The 16,530-nt window shown below is 62.7% G+C and carries 18 protein-coding genes; 9 read left to right on the top strand and 9 right to left on the bottom strand.

The window, feature by feature from the left end:
- Window positions 1-238: 238 nt before the first annotated feature.
- The 3 genes from uraH to ABLV52_RS00175 are packed head-to-tail and all read right to left on the bottom strand — an operon-like array spanning window position 239 to window position 2,419.
- The gene (gene uraH, locus ABLV52_RS00185; protein WP_032452826.1) at window positions 239-565 is read right to left on the bottom strand and encodes a hydroxyisourate hydrolase; all 327 of its coding nucleotides are present in this window, start codon (window positions 563-565) and stop codon (window positions 239-241) included.
- Entirely contained in the window at window positions 562-1,062 is a 501-nt protein-coding gene (gene uraD, locus ABLV52_RS00180; protein WP_032452825.1) for a 2-oxo-4-hydroxy-4-carboxy-5-ureidoimidazoline decarboxylase, read from the bottom strand. Before uraD ends, uraH begins: the two co-directional genes overlap by 4 nt.
- A complete protein-coding gene (locus ABLV52_RS00175) occupies window positions 1,040-2,419 on the bottom strand; it encodes a nucleobase:cation symporter-2 family protein (protein WP_032452824.1) in 1,380 nt (459 codons plus the stop codon). The genes uraD and ABLV52_RS00175 overlap by 23 nt, the downstream gene beginning before the upstream one ends.
- A 345-nt stretch (window positions 2,420-2,764) precedes the next feature.
- On the opposite strand from ABLV52_RS00175, the gene hpxO reads away from it, so the two are divergent.
- The gene (gene hpxO, locus ABLV52_RS00170; RefSeq protein WP_348889853.1) at window positions 2,765-3,919 is read left to right on the top strand and encodes an FAD-dependent urate hydroxylase HpxO; all 1,155 of its coding nucleotides are present in this window, start codon (window positions 2,765-2,767) and stop codon (window positions 3,917-3,919) included.
- On the opposite strand, the gene hpxR is transcribed toward hpxO, so the two are convergent.
- Window positions 3,900-4,823 carry a LysR family hpxDE operon transcriptional regulator HpxR gene (gene hpxR, locus ABLV52_RS00165; protein ID WP_023289662.1) on the bottom strand — a complete coding sequence of 308 codons (924 nt, stop codon included), beginning with the start codon at window positions 4,821-4,823 and terminating at the stop codon, window positions 3,900-3,902. The two genes, hpxO and hpxR, sit on opposite strands and share 20 nt — an antisense overlap.
- A 125-nt stretch (window positions 4,824-4,948) precedes the next feature.
- On the opposite strand from hpxR, the gene hpxD reads away from it, so the two are divergent.
- Together hpxD and hpxE are read left to right on the top strand one after the other, a co-directional pair.
- Window positions 4,949-5,986 (top strand): molybdenum cofactor-independent xanthine hydroxylase subunit HpxD, encoded by a 1,038-nt coding sequence (gene hpxD / locus ABLV52_RS00160; protein ID WP_048297498.1) that lies wholly within the window; start codon window positions 4,949-4,951, stop codon window positions 5,984-5,986.
- Window positions 5,987-5,997: 11 nt separating this feature from the next.
- Entirely contained in the window at window positions 5,998-6,972 is a 975-nt protein-coding gene (gene hpxE / locus ABLV52_RS00155) for a molybdenum cofactor-independent xanthine hydroxylase subunit HpxE (RefSeq protein WP_348889852.1), read from the top strand.
- Here hpxE and ABLV52_RS00150 read toward each other — a convergent pair.
- Complete coding sequence (locus ABLV52_RS00150) at window positions 6,949-8,187, bottom strand: MFS transporter (RefSeq protein ID WP_348889851.1); 1,239 nt, start codon at window positions 8,185-8,187, stop codon at window positions 6,949-6,951. The genes hpxE and ABLV52_RS00150 overlap by 24 nt on opposite strands.
- 105 nt (window positions 8,188-8,292) lie before the next feature.
- On the opposite strand from ABLV52_RS00150, the gene ABLV52_RS00145 reads away from it, so the two are divergent.
- Window positions 8,293-9,237 (top strand): AraC family transcriptional regulator, encoded by a 945-nt coding sequence (locus ABLV52_RS00145; protein ID WP_348874516.1) that lies wholly within the window; start codon window positions 8,293-8,295, stop codon window positions 9,235-9,237.
- A gap of 9 nt (window positions 9,238-9,246) precedes the next feature.
- On the opposite strand, the gene ABLV52_RS00140 is transcribed toward ABLV52_RS00145, so the two are convergent.
- The 3 genes from ABLV52_RS00140 to ABLV52_RS00130 all read right to left on the bottom strand — a co-directional run bounded on the left by ABLV52_RS00140 (window position 9,247) and on the right by ABLV52_RS00130 (window position 10,777).
- Entirely contained in the window at window positions 9,247-10,002 is a 756-nt protein-coding gene (locus ABLV52_RS00140; RefSeq protein WP_348889850.1) for a VOC family protein, read from the bottom strand.
- 178 nt (window positions 10,003-10,180) lie between these two features.
- Window positions 10,181-10,492, bottom strand: a complete 312-nt coding sequence (locus ABLV52_RS00135; protein ID WP_023289656.1) for a cupin domain-containing protein — start codon at window positions 10,490-10,492, stop codon at window positions 10,181-10,183.
- 21 nt (window positions 10,493-10,513) lie between these two features.
- Window positions 10,514-10,777, bottom strand: coding sequence for a VF530 family protein (locus ABLV52_RS00130; protein WP_004205937.1), 264 nt, complete (start codon window positions 10,775-10,777; stop codon window positions 10,514-10,516).
- Window positions 10,778-11,058: 281 nt separating this feature from the next.
- Here ABLV52_RS00130 and ABLV52_RS00125 point away from each other — a divergent pair, with 281 nt between their 5' ends.
- Genes ABLV52_RS00125 through ABLV52_RS00110 form a run of 4 tightly spaced genes read left to right on the top strand, consistent with a single transcriptional unit; the run spans window position 11,059 to window position 14,361 of the window.
- Window positions 11,059-12,087 (top strand): isopenicillin N synthase family oxygenase, encoded by a 1,029-nt coding sequence (locus ABLV52_RS00125; RefSeq protein ID WP_032452815.1) that lies wholly within the window; start codon window positions 11,059-11,061, stop codon window positions 12,085-12,087.
- 23 nt (window positions 12,088-12,110) lie between these two features.
- Entirely contained in the window at window positions 12,111-12,917 is an 807-nt protein-coding gene (locus ABLV52_RS00120; RefSeq protein ID WP_348889849.1) for a MetQ/NlpA family ABC transporter substrate-binding protein, read from the top strand.
- A complete protein-coding gene (locus tag ABLV52_RS00115; protein ID WP_023289653.1) occupies window positions 12,914-13,705 on the top strand; it encodes a methionine ABC transporter ATP-binding protein in 792 nt (263 codons plus the stop codon). The genes ABLV52_RS00120 and ABLV52_RS00115 overlap by 4 nt, the downstream gene beginning before the upstream one ends.
- Complete coding sequence (locus ABLV52_RS00110; protein ID WP_072096700.1) at window positions 13,702-14,361, top strand: methionine ABC transporter permease; 660 nt, start codon at window positions 13,702-13,704, stop codon at window positions 14,359-14,361. The genes ABLV52_RS00115 and ABLV52_RS00110 overlap by 4 nt, the downstream gene beginning before the upstream one ends.
- 10 nt (window positions 14,362-14,371) lie before the next feature.
- Here ABLV52_RS00110 and ABLV52_RS00105 read toward each other — a convergent pair whose 3' ends face one another.
- Complete coding sequence (locus tag ABLV52_RS00105) at window positions 14,372-15,445, bottom strand: nitronate monooxygenase (protein WP_348889848.1); 1,074 nt, start codon at window positions 15,443-15,445, stop codon at window positions 14,372-14,374.
- 74 nt (window positions 15,446-15,519) lie between these two features.
- Here ABLV52_RS00105 and ABLV52_RS00100 point away from each other — a divergent pair, with 74 nt between their 5' ends.
- A complete protein-coding gene (locus tag ABLV52_RS00100) occupies window positions 15,520-16,365 on the top strand; it encodes a LysR substrate-binding domain-containing protein (RefSeq protein ID WP_348889847.1) in 846 nt (281 codons plus the stop codon).
- Window positions 16,366-16,530: the final 165 nt, after the last annotated feature.

Below are 16,530 nucleotides of genomic sequence, written 5' to 3'. Positions count from 1 at the left end.
TTGCCGGCTTAATGCCCGGTGGCGGCTGCGCCTTACCGGGCCTACGGCTGTCTCTGCCTGCTCCGTAACGTTGTAGGCCGGGCAAGCGCTGCGCCGCCCGGCAACGGGCATCCGGCTCTGTTGCCGGCTTAATGCCCGGCGGCGGCTGCGCCTTACCGGGCCTACGGGCTGTCTCTCCCCGCTCCGCAACGATCCAGGCCGGGCAAGCGCAGCGCCGCCCGGCAACGGGCAGCCGGATTTAGCTGCCGCGGTAGGTCGACCACCCGCCCGGGGCTATCAGAAACGGCAGATGGAAATGGTCATCTGTCGCCTCGCCAATGACAAAATCAATCTGCGCCCGGGTAAAAACGCTCTCGCGCCCGACGCGGGCAAACCACGCCCCCGTTTCCGCGGTTAAGCAGTAGCGCCCCGCCGGCAGCGGCGCGGCGCTGAAGGTGGCGATACGCCCCTGGGCGTTAGTCACCAGGTTCGCCAGCGTCTCGCCCTCCCGGCTCAGGCTGACCGCCACGCCTTCCGCCGGCGTGCCGGTGGAAATATCCAGAATATGGGTGCTCAGGGTACTCATTCGCCAATCGCTCCTTCCAGTCTTAACATCGTAATTTCCCGCAGCTGGGCAAGCGCCTCAGCCACTTCTTCGTCGGCGGTATGCTGCAGCCGGCGCGTCAGCGCCTGCAGCATCTCTTCACCGCTGCGCCCTTTGGCGCGGATTAAAAACACCCGGCCAAAACGAGCCTCGTAGCGGGCATTCCCCTCCCGCAGGGCCTGCGCCAGCTTTTCATTATCGCTGTCCACCGCCGACTGCTCCTGGCGCGACATCGTCGCGTGCGCCTGGCTGCCGGTCGGTTTTTCGCCGATCCGCGGATGGGCGCTGAGCGCCGCGTTCAGATCGTTCTCCCCCCAGTCGGCCATCGCTTCCCGGGCGACCTGCAGCAGCGCTTCACGGCAGGCGAAGGGTCGCAAGCTCACCAGCGTATCGCTCCAGGCCGGGATCGCCACGCAGGGGGCCAGCAGCGCCACTGCCTCATCATGACTCAGACGGTTAAACTGTCTCAGCGCGATCATCCTGACTCCTTATCGTTTTCGTCGCCGCCTGCTCCTGCGGCAGAACAAGGTTCAGCGCTATCGCCACCAGCCCACCGCTGGTGGCCGCCGAACCGAACAGATCGCCGACCATCGGCGGAAAATGGCTGAGAAACGCCGGCACCGACTCCACGCCAAGGCCCGCGCCAAACGCCAGACCAACGATCAGCACATCGCGTCGGGTGAGCGGGTTCTGGGTAATGATCCGGATCCCGGCCGCTACCACACAGCCAAACATCACCATCGTGGCGCCCCCCAGCACCGGCGCCGGGATCTGCCGCAGCAGTTCGCCCACCGGCGGGAACAGCCCAAGCAGGATAAGAATCACGCCGATGTAGCGCCCGACATAGCGGCTGGCCACCCCGGTCATCTGGATCACGCCGTTGTTCTGCGCGAAAGTCGTGTTCGGAAAGGCGCTGAGCATCGCGGCCACCATGCAACTGACGCCGTCCGCCAGGATACCGCCCTTCAACCGGTTGCGGAAAGCGCGATCGTCAACAGACTGTTGCGAAATCAGCGAGTTGGCCGTCAGATCGCCCACCGCCTCCAGAATACAGACCAGCGACACCAGCGCCACCGGCAGAAAAATCGCGCTGTTAAACTGAAAACCGAACGGAAACAGCGTCGGCAGGCGAAACAGGGTGTCGCCCAGGCTGTGAAGGTGGAACTGACCGCTCAGCCCTGCAGCCACACAGCCCACGGCAATGCCCACCACCACCGAGGAGAGCCGCAGCCAGCGGTTTTTGGCGCAGCTCAGCAGAACGATAACGCCAAGGGTACCCGCCCCGAGCGCGATATTGCTCATGCTGGCGAAATCCTGCGCCTTTTCGCCACCGCACCAGTTAATGACGCTGACCTTGATCAGGCTGATGCCGATCAGCGCAATCACGCTGCCGGTAATGATGGGGGTAAAGATTTTCTTCAGCGGTTCAATAAAGCGGCTGACAATCACCGGCACCAGGGCGGCGACAAAGTTAACGCCAAACAGCATCGCCATAATATCCTGTGGCCCGCCGCCCTGCGCTTTCACCCACATCCCTCCGGCTACCGCCACGCCAAGAAAGGCGAAGCTGGTGCCCTGCATGCAGATCATCCCGGCGCCAATGCCCCAGACCCGGTTGGACTGCAAAAAGGTACCGATACCCGAGGCCAGCAGCGACATACTGATGAGATACGGCAGCCAGTCGCCAAGTCCGAGGGTGGCGCCGATAATCAGCGGCGGCGTGATGATCCCCACCAGACCCGCCAGCACATGCTGGAGGGCGCTAAAAAAGGCCGCAAGCGGTGGGATCCGCTGTTCAAGGCCGTAAAGCAGGCCGCTGTGATGTTCGTCAGACATGGTGTTATCCCGTAGCAAAGAGAAGTGCAAGAGCTTCTGCACAAAGCAGGCCAGAGACGACCAATGCGAACGAATAAATTTATTAATACTTTAAAATCATTTAGTTAAATCACTCCAGCCATGCCTCGCTCCCCACCGCTGCGGAACCAGGATGCTGAAACGATAGATTCTTAATGCAACATAAAGAAACTTTTGATTCATAAAAAGGCAACCAATGCGTCACATTGCACCGATGTGGTGCGTCATGACCTATCGCTGTGCCTCAGGCCGGCGGTTTTCCTCCCTTCGGCGAACTGGTACGCAAATTGCTGTAGTCAGTCACAACATCGGGAGAAGGAGAAAAAAATGAAAGCAATCGTGATTGGCGCCGGCATCGGCGGCTTAAGTGCGGCAGTGGCGCTCAAACAGTCGGGGATCGACTGCGAAGTCTATGAAGCGGTGAAAGAGATCAAACCGGTCGGCGCGGCGATTTCCGTGTGGCCCAACGGCGTGAAGTGCATGGCCCACCTCGGCATGGGCGATATCATGGAAACCTTCGGCGGACCGCTGCGCCGCATGGCGTATCGCGATTTCCGCAGCGGCGAGAACATGACCCAGTTCAGCCTCGCGCCGCTGATCGAACGTACCGGCAGCCGCCCCTGCCCGGTCTCCCGCGCAGAGCTGCAGCGGGAAATGCTGGATTACTGGGGACGGGAAAGCGTGCAGTTCGGCAAACGCGTCATCCGCTGTGAAGAAAACGTCGACGGCGTGACGGTGTGGTTTACCGACGGCAGCAGCGCCAGCGGCGATCTGCTGATTGCCGCCGACGGCAGCCATTCCGCGCTGCGTCCGTGGGTGCTCGGCTTTACCCCGCAGCGCCGCTACGCCGGCTACGTCAACTGGAACGGTCTGGTGGAAATAGATGAAGCGCTGGCGCCCGGCGATCAGTGGACCACCTTTGTCGGCGAAGGCAAGCGCGTCTCGCTGATGCCGGTCTCCGCCGGCCGGTTCTACTTTTTCTTTGATGTGCCGCTGCCGGCGGGTCTGGCGGAGGATCGTGACACCCTGCGCGCTGACCTCAGCCGCTACTTTGCCGGCTGGGCGCCGCCGGTGCAGAAGCTGATCGCCACCCTCGACCCGCAGACCACCAACCGTATTGAAATCCACGATATCGAACCATTCAGCCGCCTGGTGCGCGGTCGCGTCGCGCTGCTGGGCGACGCCGGACACAGCACCACCCCGGATATTGGCCAGGGGGGATGCGCGGCGATGGAAGATGCGGTGGTACTGGGCGCCGTTTTCCGCCAGACCCGCGATATTGCGACCGCCCTGCGCGAGTATGAAGCCCAGCGCTGCGACCGGGTCCGCGATCTGGTACTGAAGGCGCGCAAGCGCTGCGATATCACCCACGGAAAGGATATGCAGCTCACTGAAGCCTGGTACCAGGAGCTGCGGGAGGAGACCGGCGAGCGGATTATCAACGGCATGTGCGATACCATCCTCAGCGGGCCGCTGGGCTGACGGTCGCCATGGATTCAATCACCGCGCTCAGCGTCTGAATGGCCATCTGCGCAGGACGCGATAGCTGACGCGAAGGCGCGGTGCACAGCGCCAGGGTCAGCGGCCGCAGCAGCGTACTGCGCAGCGGGACAAAGGCCAGCTGGCCGCGCTGAACCTCGTCCAGCACGTCGAGCAGGCTGAGGAGCGTCACGCCGCTGCCGCGCAGCACCAGCGACTTAATGAGCCGGATATCATTGCAGCTGATGGTATTCTCCGGCGCAAAGTCATGGTGGCGATAGAGAAGCGCCACCCGCTCATGAACGATCAGCGGCGCGCCGGGCACGATGTGCCGCTCGAGGCTGAGCTCGCCCAAAGACAGGGCCCTCGCCCCCGCCAGGGGGTGGTCCGGGCGCATCACAATCCCCACCTCCAGTTCGGCAAAGGCCAGCACGCTGAGTCCGGCCTGCCCCTGCGGATCGAGGATCAGACCGACGTCCAGATCCGCCTGACGCACTTTCTGGCTGACGGTGTGGCTGTCGGCCACCTGCAGATCCAGCTCCAGCCACGGCCAGCTGGCGATAATCTCCGCCAGCGCGGCGGCGAAGCCACCTTCCGCCAGCGCCTGCACCATACCGACGCTGACGCTCCCGCGCTTCATCCCCTGCAGCTCATCAAATTTCTGCCGGGTCTGGCGAAACTCTTTCTGCCAGCGCAGCAGATTGTCATACAGCAGTTCGCCCGCGGTGGTCATCCGCAGTCCCTCCGGCAGCCGCTCGAACAGAGGTGTCCCGAAGGCCTCCTCGGCCTGCAGGATCTGGCGGTTAATCGCCGAGGCGGAGATATGCAGCTGCTCGGCGGCACGGCGCAGGCTGCCGCAGCGGGCCACGGCGATGAAATAGTGGGCGAAACGGGAAAATGGACTCATGGCGACCCTGTACTCTTTTTTGCAACAGCAGAGTGAATTAATGGTGATGGATGTGAACACCCTAATATGACAACAATAATCTCACAACAATAAAACAATCACCGATGTGAGCAGGAAGAGAAATCATGAAGACAACCATCCCGACGCCCCCCGCCCATTGCACCTTTGATCCAGAGGACTGGCTGCGGCTGGCCCGCTGCTGGCACCCGGTGGCCCGCGCCTGCGATATTGGCGGCGCCCCGGTGAAAGCCACCCTGCTGGACGAACAGCTGGTTATCTATCGCATTAAAGGTCAGGTGGTGGTCGCCCGCGACGTCTGCCCGCACCGCGGCGTCCCGCTGACCCTGGGGTTTCATGAAGAAGAAGGCATCGTCTGCCCCTATCATGGCCTGCGCTTTGGCGAGGATGGCCGCTGCAACCGCATCCCCTCCAGTCCGGGACAACCCATTCCAGCCAAACTGCATCTCACCAGCTTCGCCGTGGAGGAGCGCTACGGGCTGATCTGGACCTGCCTGGCCTGCGATCCGGACAATCCGCCGCCGTTACCGACCATGCCGCACTGGGACGACGCCGGCTTTCAGCAAATCAACTGCCCGGCCTTCGAGGTGAAGGGCTTTGCCGGCCGCCAGGTCGAAGGCTTTCTCGATGTCGCCCACTTTGCGTGGATCCACACTGATACCTTTGCCGACCCGGACAATCAGCAGGTGCCGGACTACACCCCGCAGGAGACACCGTTCGGTTTTGTTGCCGACTACTGGAGCTCGGTGGGCAATTATCCGGCCAGCTCCGATTTCCGCGCGCCGGAAGGGTTCCAGTGGCTGCGTCACTTTGAAATGCATCTGCCCTTCACCGCCACGCTGACCATCCATTTCCCTGCCGATGCGAAGCTGGTGATCATGAACGCCGCCTCGCCGGTGTCGTCGCGCGTGACGCGGATGTTCGCCCCTATCGCCCGCAATTTTGACCTGCATGTGCCGGTGGAAGACGTTCATGCGTTCAACCTGCGGGTGTTTGAGGAGGATCGCCTGATGGTTGAGACCCAGCGCCCGGAGCGGCTGCCGCTGGATCTGACCCTGGAGGCGCATATTCCGGCAGACCGCAGCTCTATCGCCTACCGGCGCGGGCTGAAGAAGATGGGCTTTGGCGATTTCTTTCTGGTATGAGTGGAGGTCTTATGCGCGACATACTCCCGGTGGTGGTCGATGGCCTGTGGCGCCAGGGCGCGAAAAATCTGGCCGTTCGTCTGGTGAGCGCCGATGGGCAACCGCTGCCGGCGTGGTCGCCCGGCGCCCATATCGACCTCCATCTCCCCTGCGGGCTGATCCGTCAGTATTCGCTGACCGGCAGCCCGGCCGGGCGGGATCACTATCTGCTCTGCGTCGCCCGCGAGGCGCAGTCGCGAGGCGGCTCCCGTTATATTCATGACACCCTGCGTCCGGGGCAGCCCTTGCTGATCTCTGCCCCGCGCAACCACTTTCCCCTGCGCGGGGGCGGCCACGTGGTGCTCCTCGCCGCCGGGATCGGCATTACGCCGCTGCTGGCGATGGCCTATGCCCGGGCGACGTCCGGCGCCAGCTTTACGCTGCACTACTACGTCAGCCGCGCGCAGGAGGCCGCCTTCGCCACCGAGATCGCCAGCCAGCTCACCGGCGGAACCTGCCTGATCCACTGCTCTGCCGACGGAGAGAGTCCGCGCCTGCGGCTGGCCCAGGATCTGGGCGCGCCGGACGCCGACACCCGGGTCTATTTCTGCGGACCGGCAGGGTTTATGAACCAGGTGCGCGACACCGCGCTGGCTGCCGGCTGGGCGGAGGCGCAACTGCACAGCGAAGCGTTCCAGCCGCCCGCCCCGACGGCGGCCTCGGCGGCGGACGGAACCTTCACCATCACCCTCGCCTCCACCGGGGAGCGCTGGCCGGTACCGGGGGACAAAACCATCGCCCGGGTGCTGCAGGAGCATGGCGTCGACGTGCCGCTCTCCTGCGAGATGGGGATCTGCGGCGCCTGCCTGACGCCGGTGCGGGAGGGAACGGTCGACCACCGGGATACCGTGCAGTCGGAGGCGGAAAAACAGGCAGCGGAGCAGCATATTGCGCTGTGCTGCTCCCGCAGCCTGTCGGCCAATTTAGTTATCGATCTCGCGGGATAAGCGACCGGTCTCCGGCTGTTCGGCGCGGGCGACCGGTTTCACCCGCACGGCGGTGAAGACCACGACCATCGCGGTCAACAGCAGCACACCGCTGCCGGTGAAGACGCCGCTGGCGCCGTGCAGATCGAACACCGCCCCACCGCCGGCGGCGCCGGCGCTGATGGCCAGCTGAATAGAGGCCACCAGCAGACCGCCCGCGCTTTCCGCCTCATCCGGCACGGTGGTGGCCAGCCAGGTGGACCAGGCCACCGGCACCAGACCGAAGGCAAACCCCCAGAGGGCGACCAGCAGCCCGTCGAGCACGCTCAGATGGCCAAACGTCACCATCAGCAGCGCCAGGACGCTCATCATCAGCGGCACCAGCGCCAGGGTCAGACGCAGGCTGCGGCTCAGCAGATAGCTCGCTACCGAGGTGCCGATAAAGTTAGCGATAGCGAAACCGAGCAAAATCAGTGAAACGCCTTCAACGCTGGCCTGCGCGACGGTCTCAAGGAACGGCCGCAGGTAGGTGAAGAAGGCGAAATGGCCGCTGAAAATCAGGATCGACGCCAGCATGCCGCCCAGCATACCGGGACGGCGCAGCACCCTGAACAGCGTGGAGAAGGTGCCAACGCTTTCCGGGCGCATGGAGGGCAGCACCCACAGCTGCCAGAGCAGCGCCAGCAGGCTGGGTATCGCGCAGAGAATAAACACGTTGCGCCAGCCGATCAGCTCCCCGAGGTAGCTGCCGAGCGGCGCGGCCACCACTGTGGCGACAGACACCGCGGAAAAGATGATCGCCAGCGCCTTCGGCACATGGGCCGCCGGCACCAGACGCATCGCCGTGGCGGTGGACATCGCCCAGAAACCGCCGATGGCGATCCCCAGCAGCAGACGACCGAGCAGGAGAAACGCCAGCGAACCGGCAAAAGCGACCATCAGGCTGGAGACAATCTGCAGCACGGAAAAAAACATCAGCACCCAGCGGCGGTCGATATTGCGGGTTGCGGTGGCGATCAGCAGGCCGGTGACTAACGCCACCAGCGCCGTGGCGGTCACCGCCTGCCCGGCCATCCCTTCGCTGACGCCGAGGCTGCTGGCCATCGGCGTTAACAGGCTGGCGGGCAGAAACTCGGCCACGATCAGGCCGAACACCCCGAGGGCCAGGGCATAGACGGCACGCCAGGCAGGCCTGACGGGTGTCAGGCTTGCGTCAGCAGCTATGCAGGAAGTCATATACATCTCTCCAGGTTTATTAACATCCTGGTCATCTTAGGGGCTTACCCCTGGACGATATATGATGCATACTCTTCAGTTATTGATTATTCGTCCGGAATTACCATGAGCCAGCCTACAATCGACCTGACCAGCGAACTGCTGCGCGGTATGCGCCTCTCCGGCGTGAATTACCGGCGCATCGAAACCTCCCGCCCGTTTGGCGTCGGCTTTAGCGCCGTGGCGGGCAAAGCCCAGTTCCATTTCATCAGCCGCGGACCGGTGCTGCTGCGCATGGCCAGCGGAGAACAGTTCACCCTGGAGAGCGGCGACGCGCTGTTTATTCCCAACGGCGACGGACACGCCCTGCTCTCCGATCCGCAGGCCGCGGTGGTGAATGTGGCGCAGCTGAACAGCGAAACGGTGTGCAGCACGGTAAGTTGCATCAACGCTGGCGGCCAGCCTGACTGCCCGGAGCGCGCCGTGATTTTCAGCGGTTGCATGGACTTTGAGCTCGGCGGCATGCAGCCGCTGGTGAAGGCCATGCCCGAGGTGATGCGGGTGAGTTGTCTGCTCCACACCTGGCCGGAGATCCAGCCGCTGCTGGCCGCAATGGAGCGGGAATCGCTCACCCGCCAGGCGGGCTATGCCGGGATCCTCGCCCGGCTGGCGGACGTGGTGGCCGCGCTGATTGTCCGCGGCTGGGTGGCATGCGGGTGCGGTAACGCCACCGGCTGGGTGCAGGTCCTGCGCGATCCCCGGCTGGCGAAAGCGATCTACGCCATGCATCAGCGTCCGGGCGTGAACTGGAAAGTGGAAGATCTGGCGCGGGAGGCGGGGCTGTCGCGCTCTCTCTTCGCCGAGCGTTTTCTTGCCGCCACCGGCACCACCCCCGCCCGCTATCTGACCGAGCTGCGTATGCGGCTGGCGGTGCAGTACATCACCCACGAAGGCCAGGCGCTGGAAAAGGTGGCCTTCCGCCTCGGGTATCAGTCGCTGGCGGCCTTCAGCCGGGCTTTCAAACGCATCACCGGCCAGCCGCCGGGGGCCCTGCGCGCCACGGTACGCTAGAGTCAGCCTTTATATAAAGCGATACACGTCGTTGCCAACGCGAAAGCGTTGCCCCTTAAGCGCCGGGTTGGCGACGCGAAACACCAGTTCGGTCAGCTGGTTGGCGGCTCCTTCGCGGAAAGTAAACCACTGGCCGCCCACGTCCAGCCCCTGCTCCCCCTGTGGCGGGAAGCCCAGCAGCGCCTGCCAGCGATCGCGCACCGCCTGCGGATTGTCCACCTCGAACACCGCCTGCTCGAGCACAATGTCGCCCAGCGGATGAGGCACGTCCAGCCCCTGGGCGCGCAGCCGCGCCAGCCGGGTCTCGTCGTCTTCTCCCCACTGCAGCACAAAAGGATAGACCAGTCCGTCGGTGTCGCCATCAATGGTGAAGATCCGCCAGCGGATGACATTGCCCTGCGGATCGTGGCGCTGGCCATCGACGATCGGTGACACCGCCAGCCCCTTGCGCCGCAAGTGGTCATGGGTGGCGTCGATGTCGTCGCTGCGCAGCGCGACGCGAAACAGCGCTTCGTTCTCCGGCAGCAACCGCGCGGCATCCCGCGAGAGCAGAAACCTGTCCGTCGCGACGCGCAGTTCGTCCGGGTCGGAAATGGCGAGGAATTCGATATAGGTCAGACCAAAATAGCTCAGCGCATTGCGGGTTCCCCACCCCGGATGGCGCCCACCGGCCACCGCCCGCAGCTGCTGTCCGGCAAAGGTTTCAATTGCCGCTTCCGGCTGATTCACAAACTGTACTGCGTGGTCCCACTGCAAGGTTGCCATGATCTCTCCCGCGGTTGTGCCTGTTCAGGCGTCTGCGGCAAAAGATAGTGCTGGGGTGAAGGGAATAGCAAACAAGAATTAAGTATATCAAAAGCTGGATACGTGATTTATATCAACGCGGTATATGGAGTCTGACAGGCGATGAAACGGCGGACTAACGAATGGCCCGCCGGCGGGATCAGACCGACCCTTCTTTCTCAATCACCAGAATACGCGCCGCCCCCTGGGGATGAGCGACATGCTCGCATCCCACCTCGGCGTAGAAGATATCGCCGGCGTTCAGCACGATCACCTGCTCCTCGCCGTTGACTTTCACATGCATCGCCACCTGACCATCCATTACGGCAAACACCTCCTGACCGTCGTTGATGTGCCAGATATAGGGTTGGTCGGTCCAGTGCAGGCGCACGGTGGTGCCGGAAAAATTGGCGATATCCAGTGCGCCCCACGCGCGGTCGGCGGTGAAATCTTTACTGCTCCAGCTCTGCATAATGATGTCCTGTGGTAAGGGTTATTTTTTCTGCCAGTTTGCCCATGGATCCGCTTTCTCTGCCGGCGCATCGTCGTCGAGCGAAGCCAGATACATCGCCTCCACCTCTTTGCGCGCCCACGGCGTCCGGCGGAGAAATTTCAGGCTGGACTTGATGCTGGGATCGCTTTTAAAGCAGTTAATGTTGACCTGGCGGGCCATTTCCGCCCAGCCGTAGCGCGCGACCAGGGCATTGAGCAGCGCTTCCAGCGTCACGCCGTGCAGGGGATCTTTTGAACTGTGCATGAGGATACATCCGTTCCGCATTAAAAAAGTGCGCCCACCTTACTGGCTCTCGGTGACAGGCGCAACGGCTTCAGTTCGCCCTTACGCCTTTATCTATTTAACGCAAAAGCACTGAACCCCGCGCGAACATAAATTAGAAAATAACGTTATTGGTTGATTATCTGGCCCTGAGGCAAGCTGTGCTCAGCCCCGAACAGAGGAAATCACCATGCGCTGCTGTTGTGCCCGAACCCTGAACCTGAATCGATCCATAACATTTTATCCCGTTTTCGGAGAACACAATGAACGCGACAACCCTGCCGATTCTCGATCTGGCCCGCTACGCGGACCCCGCGGATAAAGCGGCCTTCCTGGCCGACCTGCGCCACGCCGCCCGCGACATCGGCTTCTTTTATCTGATCAACCACGGTGTCGACGACGCGCTTCAATATGAAGTTCAGCGCCAGTCCCAACGCTTTTTTGCCCTCGATGAGGCGCAAAAACAGCAGGTGGCGATGATCCACTCCCCCCATTTTCGCGGCTATAATCGCGCGGCCTCTGAGCTGACGCGCGGCCAGCCTGACTGGCGAGAGCAGTTTGATATCGGCGCCGAACGTCCGGCGCTGACCCTCAGCGATGACGCCCCGCGCTGGCAGCGCCTGCAGGGTCCGAATCTGTGGCCTGCCGCCCTGCCGTCGCTTAAACCGGTATTACTTCACTGGCAACAGCAGATGACCCAGGTGGGGATCCGCCTGCTGCGCGCCTTTGCCGAAGCGCTGCAGCTCCCGGAGAATGCCTTTGACCAACTCTATGGCGACAAACCCAACGAGCATATCAAACTGATCCGCTATCCCGGCCAGCAGGAGACGCAAAGCAGCCAGGGCGTCGGCGCCCATAAAGATTCCGGTTTTCTCAGCTTCCTGCTGCAGGACGAACAGAAAGGGCTGCAGGTTGAGGTGGCGCCCGGGCAGTGGATCGACGCCGTGCCGCTGGCCGGCAGCTTTGTGGTCAATATTGGCGAACTGCTGGAGCTGGCCACCAACGGCTATTTGCGCGCTACCGTTCACCGGGTGGTGTCGCCGCCGGCGCAGCAGCAGCGCCTCTCCATCGCTTTCTTCCTTGGCGCCCAGCTTGACGCGGTGGTGCCGGTTTATACCCTGCCGCCCGAGCTGGCGCGTGAGGCGCGCGGTCCGGACAGCGACCCGCACAATCCGCTGCTGCGCGATGTCGGCTGGAATTATCTCAAGGGCCGTCTGCGTTCCCATCCGGACGTGGCGGAACGCTACTATCAGGACGTGTTTCGCGAACGCGCCGAGCAATTGATCGTTTAACCATAACTAAAAAGGAACACACCATGAAATATGCCGCTTTTAAACTGGCAGGGGTCGCACTGTCTCTTTCTCTGGCATGGACGTCTGCCCAGGCCGCCGCGCTGCGCGTCGCCGCGGACCCGGTTCCCCACGCGGAGATCCTCAACTACATCAAAAAAATCGATCCCAGCCTCGATCTGAAGGTGGTGGAGCTGACCAGCGGGGTCAACGCCAATGAACTGCTGGCCAGTGGCGACGTGGATGCCAACTACTTCCAGCATGTTCCCTACCTGAAGGATCAGGAAAAAGCGCTGGGTAAAACCTTTACCGTCGCGGCTACCGTGCACATTGAGCCGCTGGGGATCTACTCGCATAAACATAAAAATTTCTCGTCGCTGCCGGACAACGCCACGGTGGCGGTGCCGAATAACACCACCAACCTGAGCCGTGCGCTGTTCCTGCTGCAGGCGCAGAAGCTTATCAAGCTGGACCCTAAATTTACCGACCCGGCCACCACTCTGGCGACGCCGAAGGATATTGTCGAGAACCCGAAACACCTGAAGATCCTGGAGATTGAATCGCCGCAGATCCCGCGCTCCCTCGACGATGTCGACCTGGCGGTGATTAACGGTAACTACGCCCTCGAAGCCGGGTTGGTGCCGGCGAAAGACGCTCTGGGGCTGGAAAGCGCCGAGCATAACCCCTACGCCAATATCCTGGTGACCACCCCAGCCCTGGCCAATGACCCGCGCATTAAGGCGCTGGCGAAAGACCTGACGTCGCCGCAGGTAGCGGAGTTTATCCGTAAAAACTACAACGGCTCGGTGATCCCGGTGGCCCCTCAGTCATGATAACCATCGAAGGGCTGAGCAAAACCTACGCCGGAACCGGCCGACCGGCGCTGAACGATATCGCGTTACAGATCCCGAAAGGGGCGATATACGGCATTCTCGGGCGCAGCGGCGCCGGCAAAAGTACGCTCATCCGCTGTCTCAATTTGCTGGAGCGGCCCACCTCGGGCCGCATTCTGGTGAACGGACAGGATATTACACAGCTGAACAAGGCGGCGCTGCGGGATTATCGCCTTCGTACCGGGATGATTTTCCAGCACTTCAATCTGCTGCATGCCCGCACCGTCGCCGACAACATCGCGGTGCCGCTGGAGATAGCCGGGGTGCCGCGGGCCGCTCGCGAAGCGCGGGTGCGCGAACTGCTGGAGCTGGTGGATCTCAGCGACAAGGCCGCCGCCTTCCCGTCTCAGCTTTCCGGCGGGCAAAAACAGCGCGTCGGCATCGCCCGGGCGCTGGCCGCCCGACCGGAGGTGCTGCTGTGCGATGAGGCGACCAGCGCGCTGGATCCCGAGACCACCGCCTCGGTGCTGGCTCTGCTGGCGGATATTAACCAGCGGCTCAATCTGACCATTGTGCTGATAACGCACCAGCTGGAGGTGGTGAAAACCATTTGTGACCACGCGGCGCTGCTGGAACAGGGCGAAATTGTCGAAAGCGGCAAACTCGCCGACCTGCTGGTGACCCCGTGGTCGCGGCTGCGTCAGTCGCTGCTGCACGACCCGCAGGCTGAACAGGATTTTCTTACCCGTCACGGCGTTCAGGGGAGGCCATTATGCGGAGTAGCATGAGCTGGGAAGATTTGTGGCCGTTATTACTCGACGGCACGCTGGATACGCTCTATATGGTGGGCCTGGCGGCCCTGTTTACCGTGCTGATCGGGCTGCCCACCGGTGTGTTGTTATTTATTTCCCGCGCCAACGGCCTCGCGCCGATGCCGAAACTGAACGCGCTGCTGGGGGCGGCGATCAACATCGGCAGATCGTTACCGTTTATCGTGCTGCTGATCGCGCTGATCCCTTTTACCCGCCTGATCGTCGGCACCACGCTGGGCAGCACCGCCGCTATCGTGCCGGTGACCATCGGCGCCTTTCCGTTCTTTGCCCGCCTGACGGAAAACGCGCTCGACGAGGTGGATTACGGGAGAATCGAAGCCATTCTGTCGATGGGCGGCAACGTCTGGCACGTGATTTTTAAATCTCTGCTGCCGGAAGCCCTGCCGACGCTGCTGGCCGGGATTACGCTGACCATCGTGATGCTGATTGGCTTTTCGTCGATGGCCGGGGTGATCGGCGGCGGCGGACTCGGCGACCTCGCCATCCGCTACGGCTATCAGCGGTTCAATAATGAGGTGATGTTTGGCACGGTGCTGATCCTGGTGGCGATGGTTCAGGGCGTACAAATGGCCGGCGATCGGCTGGTGCGCCGCCTGGCACACCGCCGCTAACCGTCAGACATTAATTCCAGCCGCACTCAGCCGCCAGCTGGCGGACCAGACTGGCGGCGTCACACTCGCGGATCAACCCCACACCCTGCCCGGCCCAGTGCGCGCCATACTCATGGACGCCCTGGGCTTTCGCGGCGGCGGCCAGCGCTTTGCCGATATCATATGCCAGCGGATAATCCGGCACAGCGCTCGCCGGACAGGCTTCCCCCACTGCGCAGAAGGTATTCGCCAGACAACGTGCCGGACGCCCGGATATCGCTGAGGTCAGTACCGTACGCCCGTCAATGCTGTTAGCGATCGCCGCGCGGTAGCCGGCGTCGGCGGCCGATTCCGCACAGAGTAAAAACGCCGTGCCGAGCTGAGCGCCCTGCGCCCCCAGCTGCATCACGCTGGCGATCCCCGCGCCGTCCATGATGCCCCCGGCGGCGACCACCGGGATGGTCAGCCGACGCCGCAGATGTTGCACCAGAGTAAAGGTGCTCATCTGCGCATCTGGCTCCTGCGGGTCGAAGATCCCCCGGTGCCCGCCCGCCTCAAAGCCCTGAGCGACCACCACGTCAATCCCCTGCTGCTCAATGACCTGCGCCTCCTTAAGCGACGTCGCCGTGGCCAGAGTGACGATCCCCTGCTGTCGCAGGCGCTGGATCGCCTCGCGCTCAGGAAGGCCGAAATGGAAGCTCACCACCGCGGGTGAGAGATCGAGAAGCAGCTCCAGCATGGCGGTGTGGCCGATAAACGTCTGGTATATCTCCCTAAGCGACGCCGGAGGGATACTGCCAAAGCGGGTAAAATGGGGGCGCAGCGTCTCAGCCCAGTCCGCCTCCCGTCGGACGTCGCGCCGGGGCGGCGCATGGCAAAACAGATTGACATTGAACGGCCGGTCCGTCAGCTGGCGGGTGGCGACGATCAGCGCTTCCGCCTGGGCAACGGTTGAAGCGCCCAGCCCCAGCGAACCCAGCGCCCCGGCATGACTCACCGCGGCAGCCAGCGCGGGGGTGGAGACGCCCGCCATCGGGGCCTGGATCAGGGGGTAGTCAATATCAAGAAGCGAAAGCAGTGAATTTTGCATGGGTTCCTCGTTCATGAGCGATGCCGGAGGCTTACCATCTCTTTTAAAGATGATAAGATCAACATCATTATCATATTGAGAATAAAAATATGAACCACAGCACACTGCAGATTTTTATCCAGGTGGCCGACACGCAAAGCGTCACTCTGGCAGCAAAACGGCTTGGCCGCGCCCAGTCCAATATCACCACCCGTATTCAGCAACTGGAGGAGGAGCTTGCCGTGGAACTCTTCGTCCGCGGCAACAAAAAAATGGTGCTGTCGCCGGCAGGCGTTCAGTTTCTCAGCTATGCCCGGCGGATCCTGAGCCTGGCGGAAGAGGCAAAGCAGAGTCTGCATCCAACCGCGCCCGGCGGCAGCCTGCGGCTGGGCGCGATGGAGGCGACCGCCGCCAGCCGTCTGCCGCCGCTGCTCACCCGCTTCCAACAGCGGTGCCCGCAGGTGGATGTCACGCTCAGCACCCGGCCGACCCGCCAGTTAACCGAGGGGGTATTAACCGCAGCCCTTGATGCCGCGCTGGTCTGCCTGCCGCCAGGGACGGATGGTCAACCGGCATGCCCGCCAGGCCTGGGATCTGTCCCGGTGTTTCAGGAAACCCTGATGCTGGTCCGTCCGCAGAGCGCTGGCCCGCTGCGGTTCGCGGCATTTGCCAGCGGCTGCAGCTATCGGGCGCTGGGAGAGCGCTGGCTGGCGGAACAACAGGCGGCCGTCGAGGTACATGAAGTGAGCTCCTATCACAGCATGCTGGCCTGCGTGGCCTCCGGGCGCTACGCCTGCCTGTTGCCGCAGAGCGTGCTGGCGCTGATGACGCTTCCCGAAAACAGCCTAAGCGAACCGCTGTGCGAGGCGACCACCCAGCTTATCTGGCGCCAGGGGTTCAGCACCTCCGCCCTCAGCGAGTGGCGCATCCTGTTGCAAAGCGCCGCGAACGGCTAAGCTAAAAGAGGAAACCACGACGCACTCGCCGGAGGCGAACCTGAGCTCTTACCGACAAACGCAGAGGCGTTTTGCCGCTACAGTATCCACCCGAGCGACAAAATCGTTTTCGCCAGGTCGCGGCCATGATGCCGCTTTTTGCCGGGTGGCGGCTGCGCCTGACCC

Source organism: Klebsiella sp. GB_Kp056, assembly GCF_040064755.1.
GTDB classification, from domain to species: domain Bacteria; phylum Pseudomonadota; class Gammaproteobacteria; order Enterobacterales; family Enterobacteriaceae; genus Klebsiella; species Klebsiella quasipneumoniae.
The sequence above is the reverse complement of the archived record's forward strand: the minus strand, read 5'-3'. Positions and strand labels throughout refer to the sequence as shown.

Excerpts from the sequence above, each read along its gene's own strand:
- uraH (WP_032452826.1), bottom strand. The coding sequence starts at position 565 with ATGAGTACCCTGAGCACCCATATTCTGGATATTTCCACCGGCACGCCG.
- uraD (WP_032452825.1), bottom strand. The coding sequence starts at position 1,062 with ATGATCGCGCTGAGACAGTTTAACCGTCTGAGTCATGATGAGGCAGTG.
- ABLV52_RS00175 (WP_032452824.1), bottom strand. The coding sequence starts at position 2,419 with ATGTCTGACGAACATCACAGCGGCCTGCTTTACGGCCTTGAACAGCGG.
- hpxO (WP_348889853.1), top strand. The coding sequence starts at position 2,765 with ATGAAAGCAATCGTGATTGGCGCCGGCATCGGCGGCTTAAGTGCGGCA.
- hpxR (WP_023289662.1), bottom strand. The coding sequence starts at position 4,823 with ATGAGTCCATTTTCCCGTTTCGCCCACTATTTCATCGCCGTGGCCCGC.
- hpxD (WP_048297498.1), top strand. The coding sequence starts at position 4,949 with ATGAAGACAACCATCCCGACGCCCCCCGCCCATTGCACCTTTGATCCA.
- hpxE (WP_348889852.1), top strand. The coding sequence starts at position 5,998 with ATGCGCGACATACTCCCGGTGGTGGTCGATGGCCTGTGGCGCCAGGGC.
- ABLV52_RS00150 (WP_348889851.1), bottom strand. The coding sequence starts at position 8,187 with ATGACTTCCTGCATAGCTGCTGACGCAAGCCTGACACCCGTCAGGCCT.
- ABLV52_RS00145 (WP_348874516.1), top strand. The coding sequence starts at position 8,293 with ATGAGCCAGCCTACAATCGACCTGACCAGCGAACTGCTGCGCGGTATG.
- ABLV52_RS00140 (WP_348889850.1), bottom strand. The coding sequence starts at position 10,002 with ATGGCAACCTTGCAGTGGGACCACGCAGTACAGTTTGTGAATCAGCCG.
- ABLV52_RS00135 (WP_023289656.1), bottom strand. The coding sequence starts at position 10,492 with ATGCAGAGCTGGAGCAGTAAAGATTTCACCGCCGACCGCGCGTGGGGC.
- ABLV52_RS00130 (WP_004205937.1), bottom strand. The coding sequence starts at position 10,777 with ATGCACAGTTCAAAAGATCCCCTGCACGGCGTGACGCTGGAAGCGCTG.
- ABLV52_RS00125 (WP_032452815.1), top strand. The coding sequence starts at position 11,059 with ATGAACGCGACAACCCTGCCGATTCTCGATCTGGCCCGCTACGCGGAC.
- ABLV52_RS00120 (WP_348889849.1), top strand. The coding sequence starts at position 12,111 with ATGAAATATGCCGCTTTTAAACTGGCAGGGGTCGCACTGTCTCTTTCT.
- ABLV52_RS00115 (WP_023289653.1), top strand. The coding sequence starts at position 12,914 with ATGATAACCATCGAAGGGCTGAGCAAAACCTACGCCGGAACCGGCCGA.
- ABLV52_RS00110 (WP_072096700.1), top strand. The coding sequence starts at position 13,702 with ATGAGCTGGGAAGATTTGTGGCCGTTATTACTCGACGGCACGCTGGAT.
- ABLV52_RS00105 (WP_348889848.1), bottom strand. The coding sequence starts at position 15,445 with ATGAACGAGGAACCCATGCAAAATTCACTGCTTTCGCTTCTTGATATT.
- ABLV52_RS00100 (WP_348889847.1), top strand. The coding sequence starts at position 15,520 with ATGAACCACAGCACACTGCAGATTTTTATCCAGGTGGCCGACACGCAA.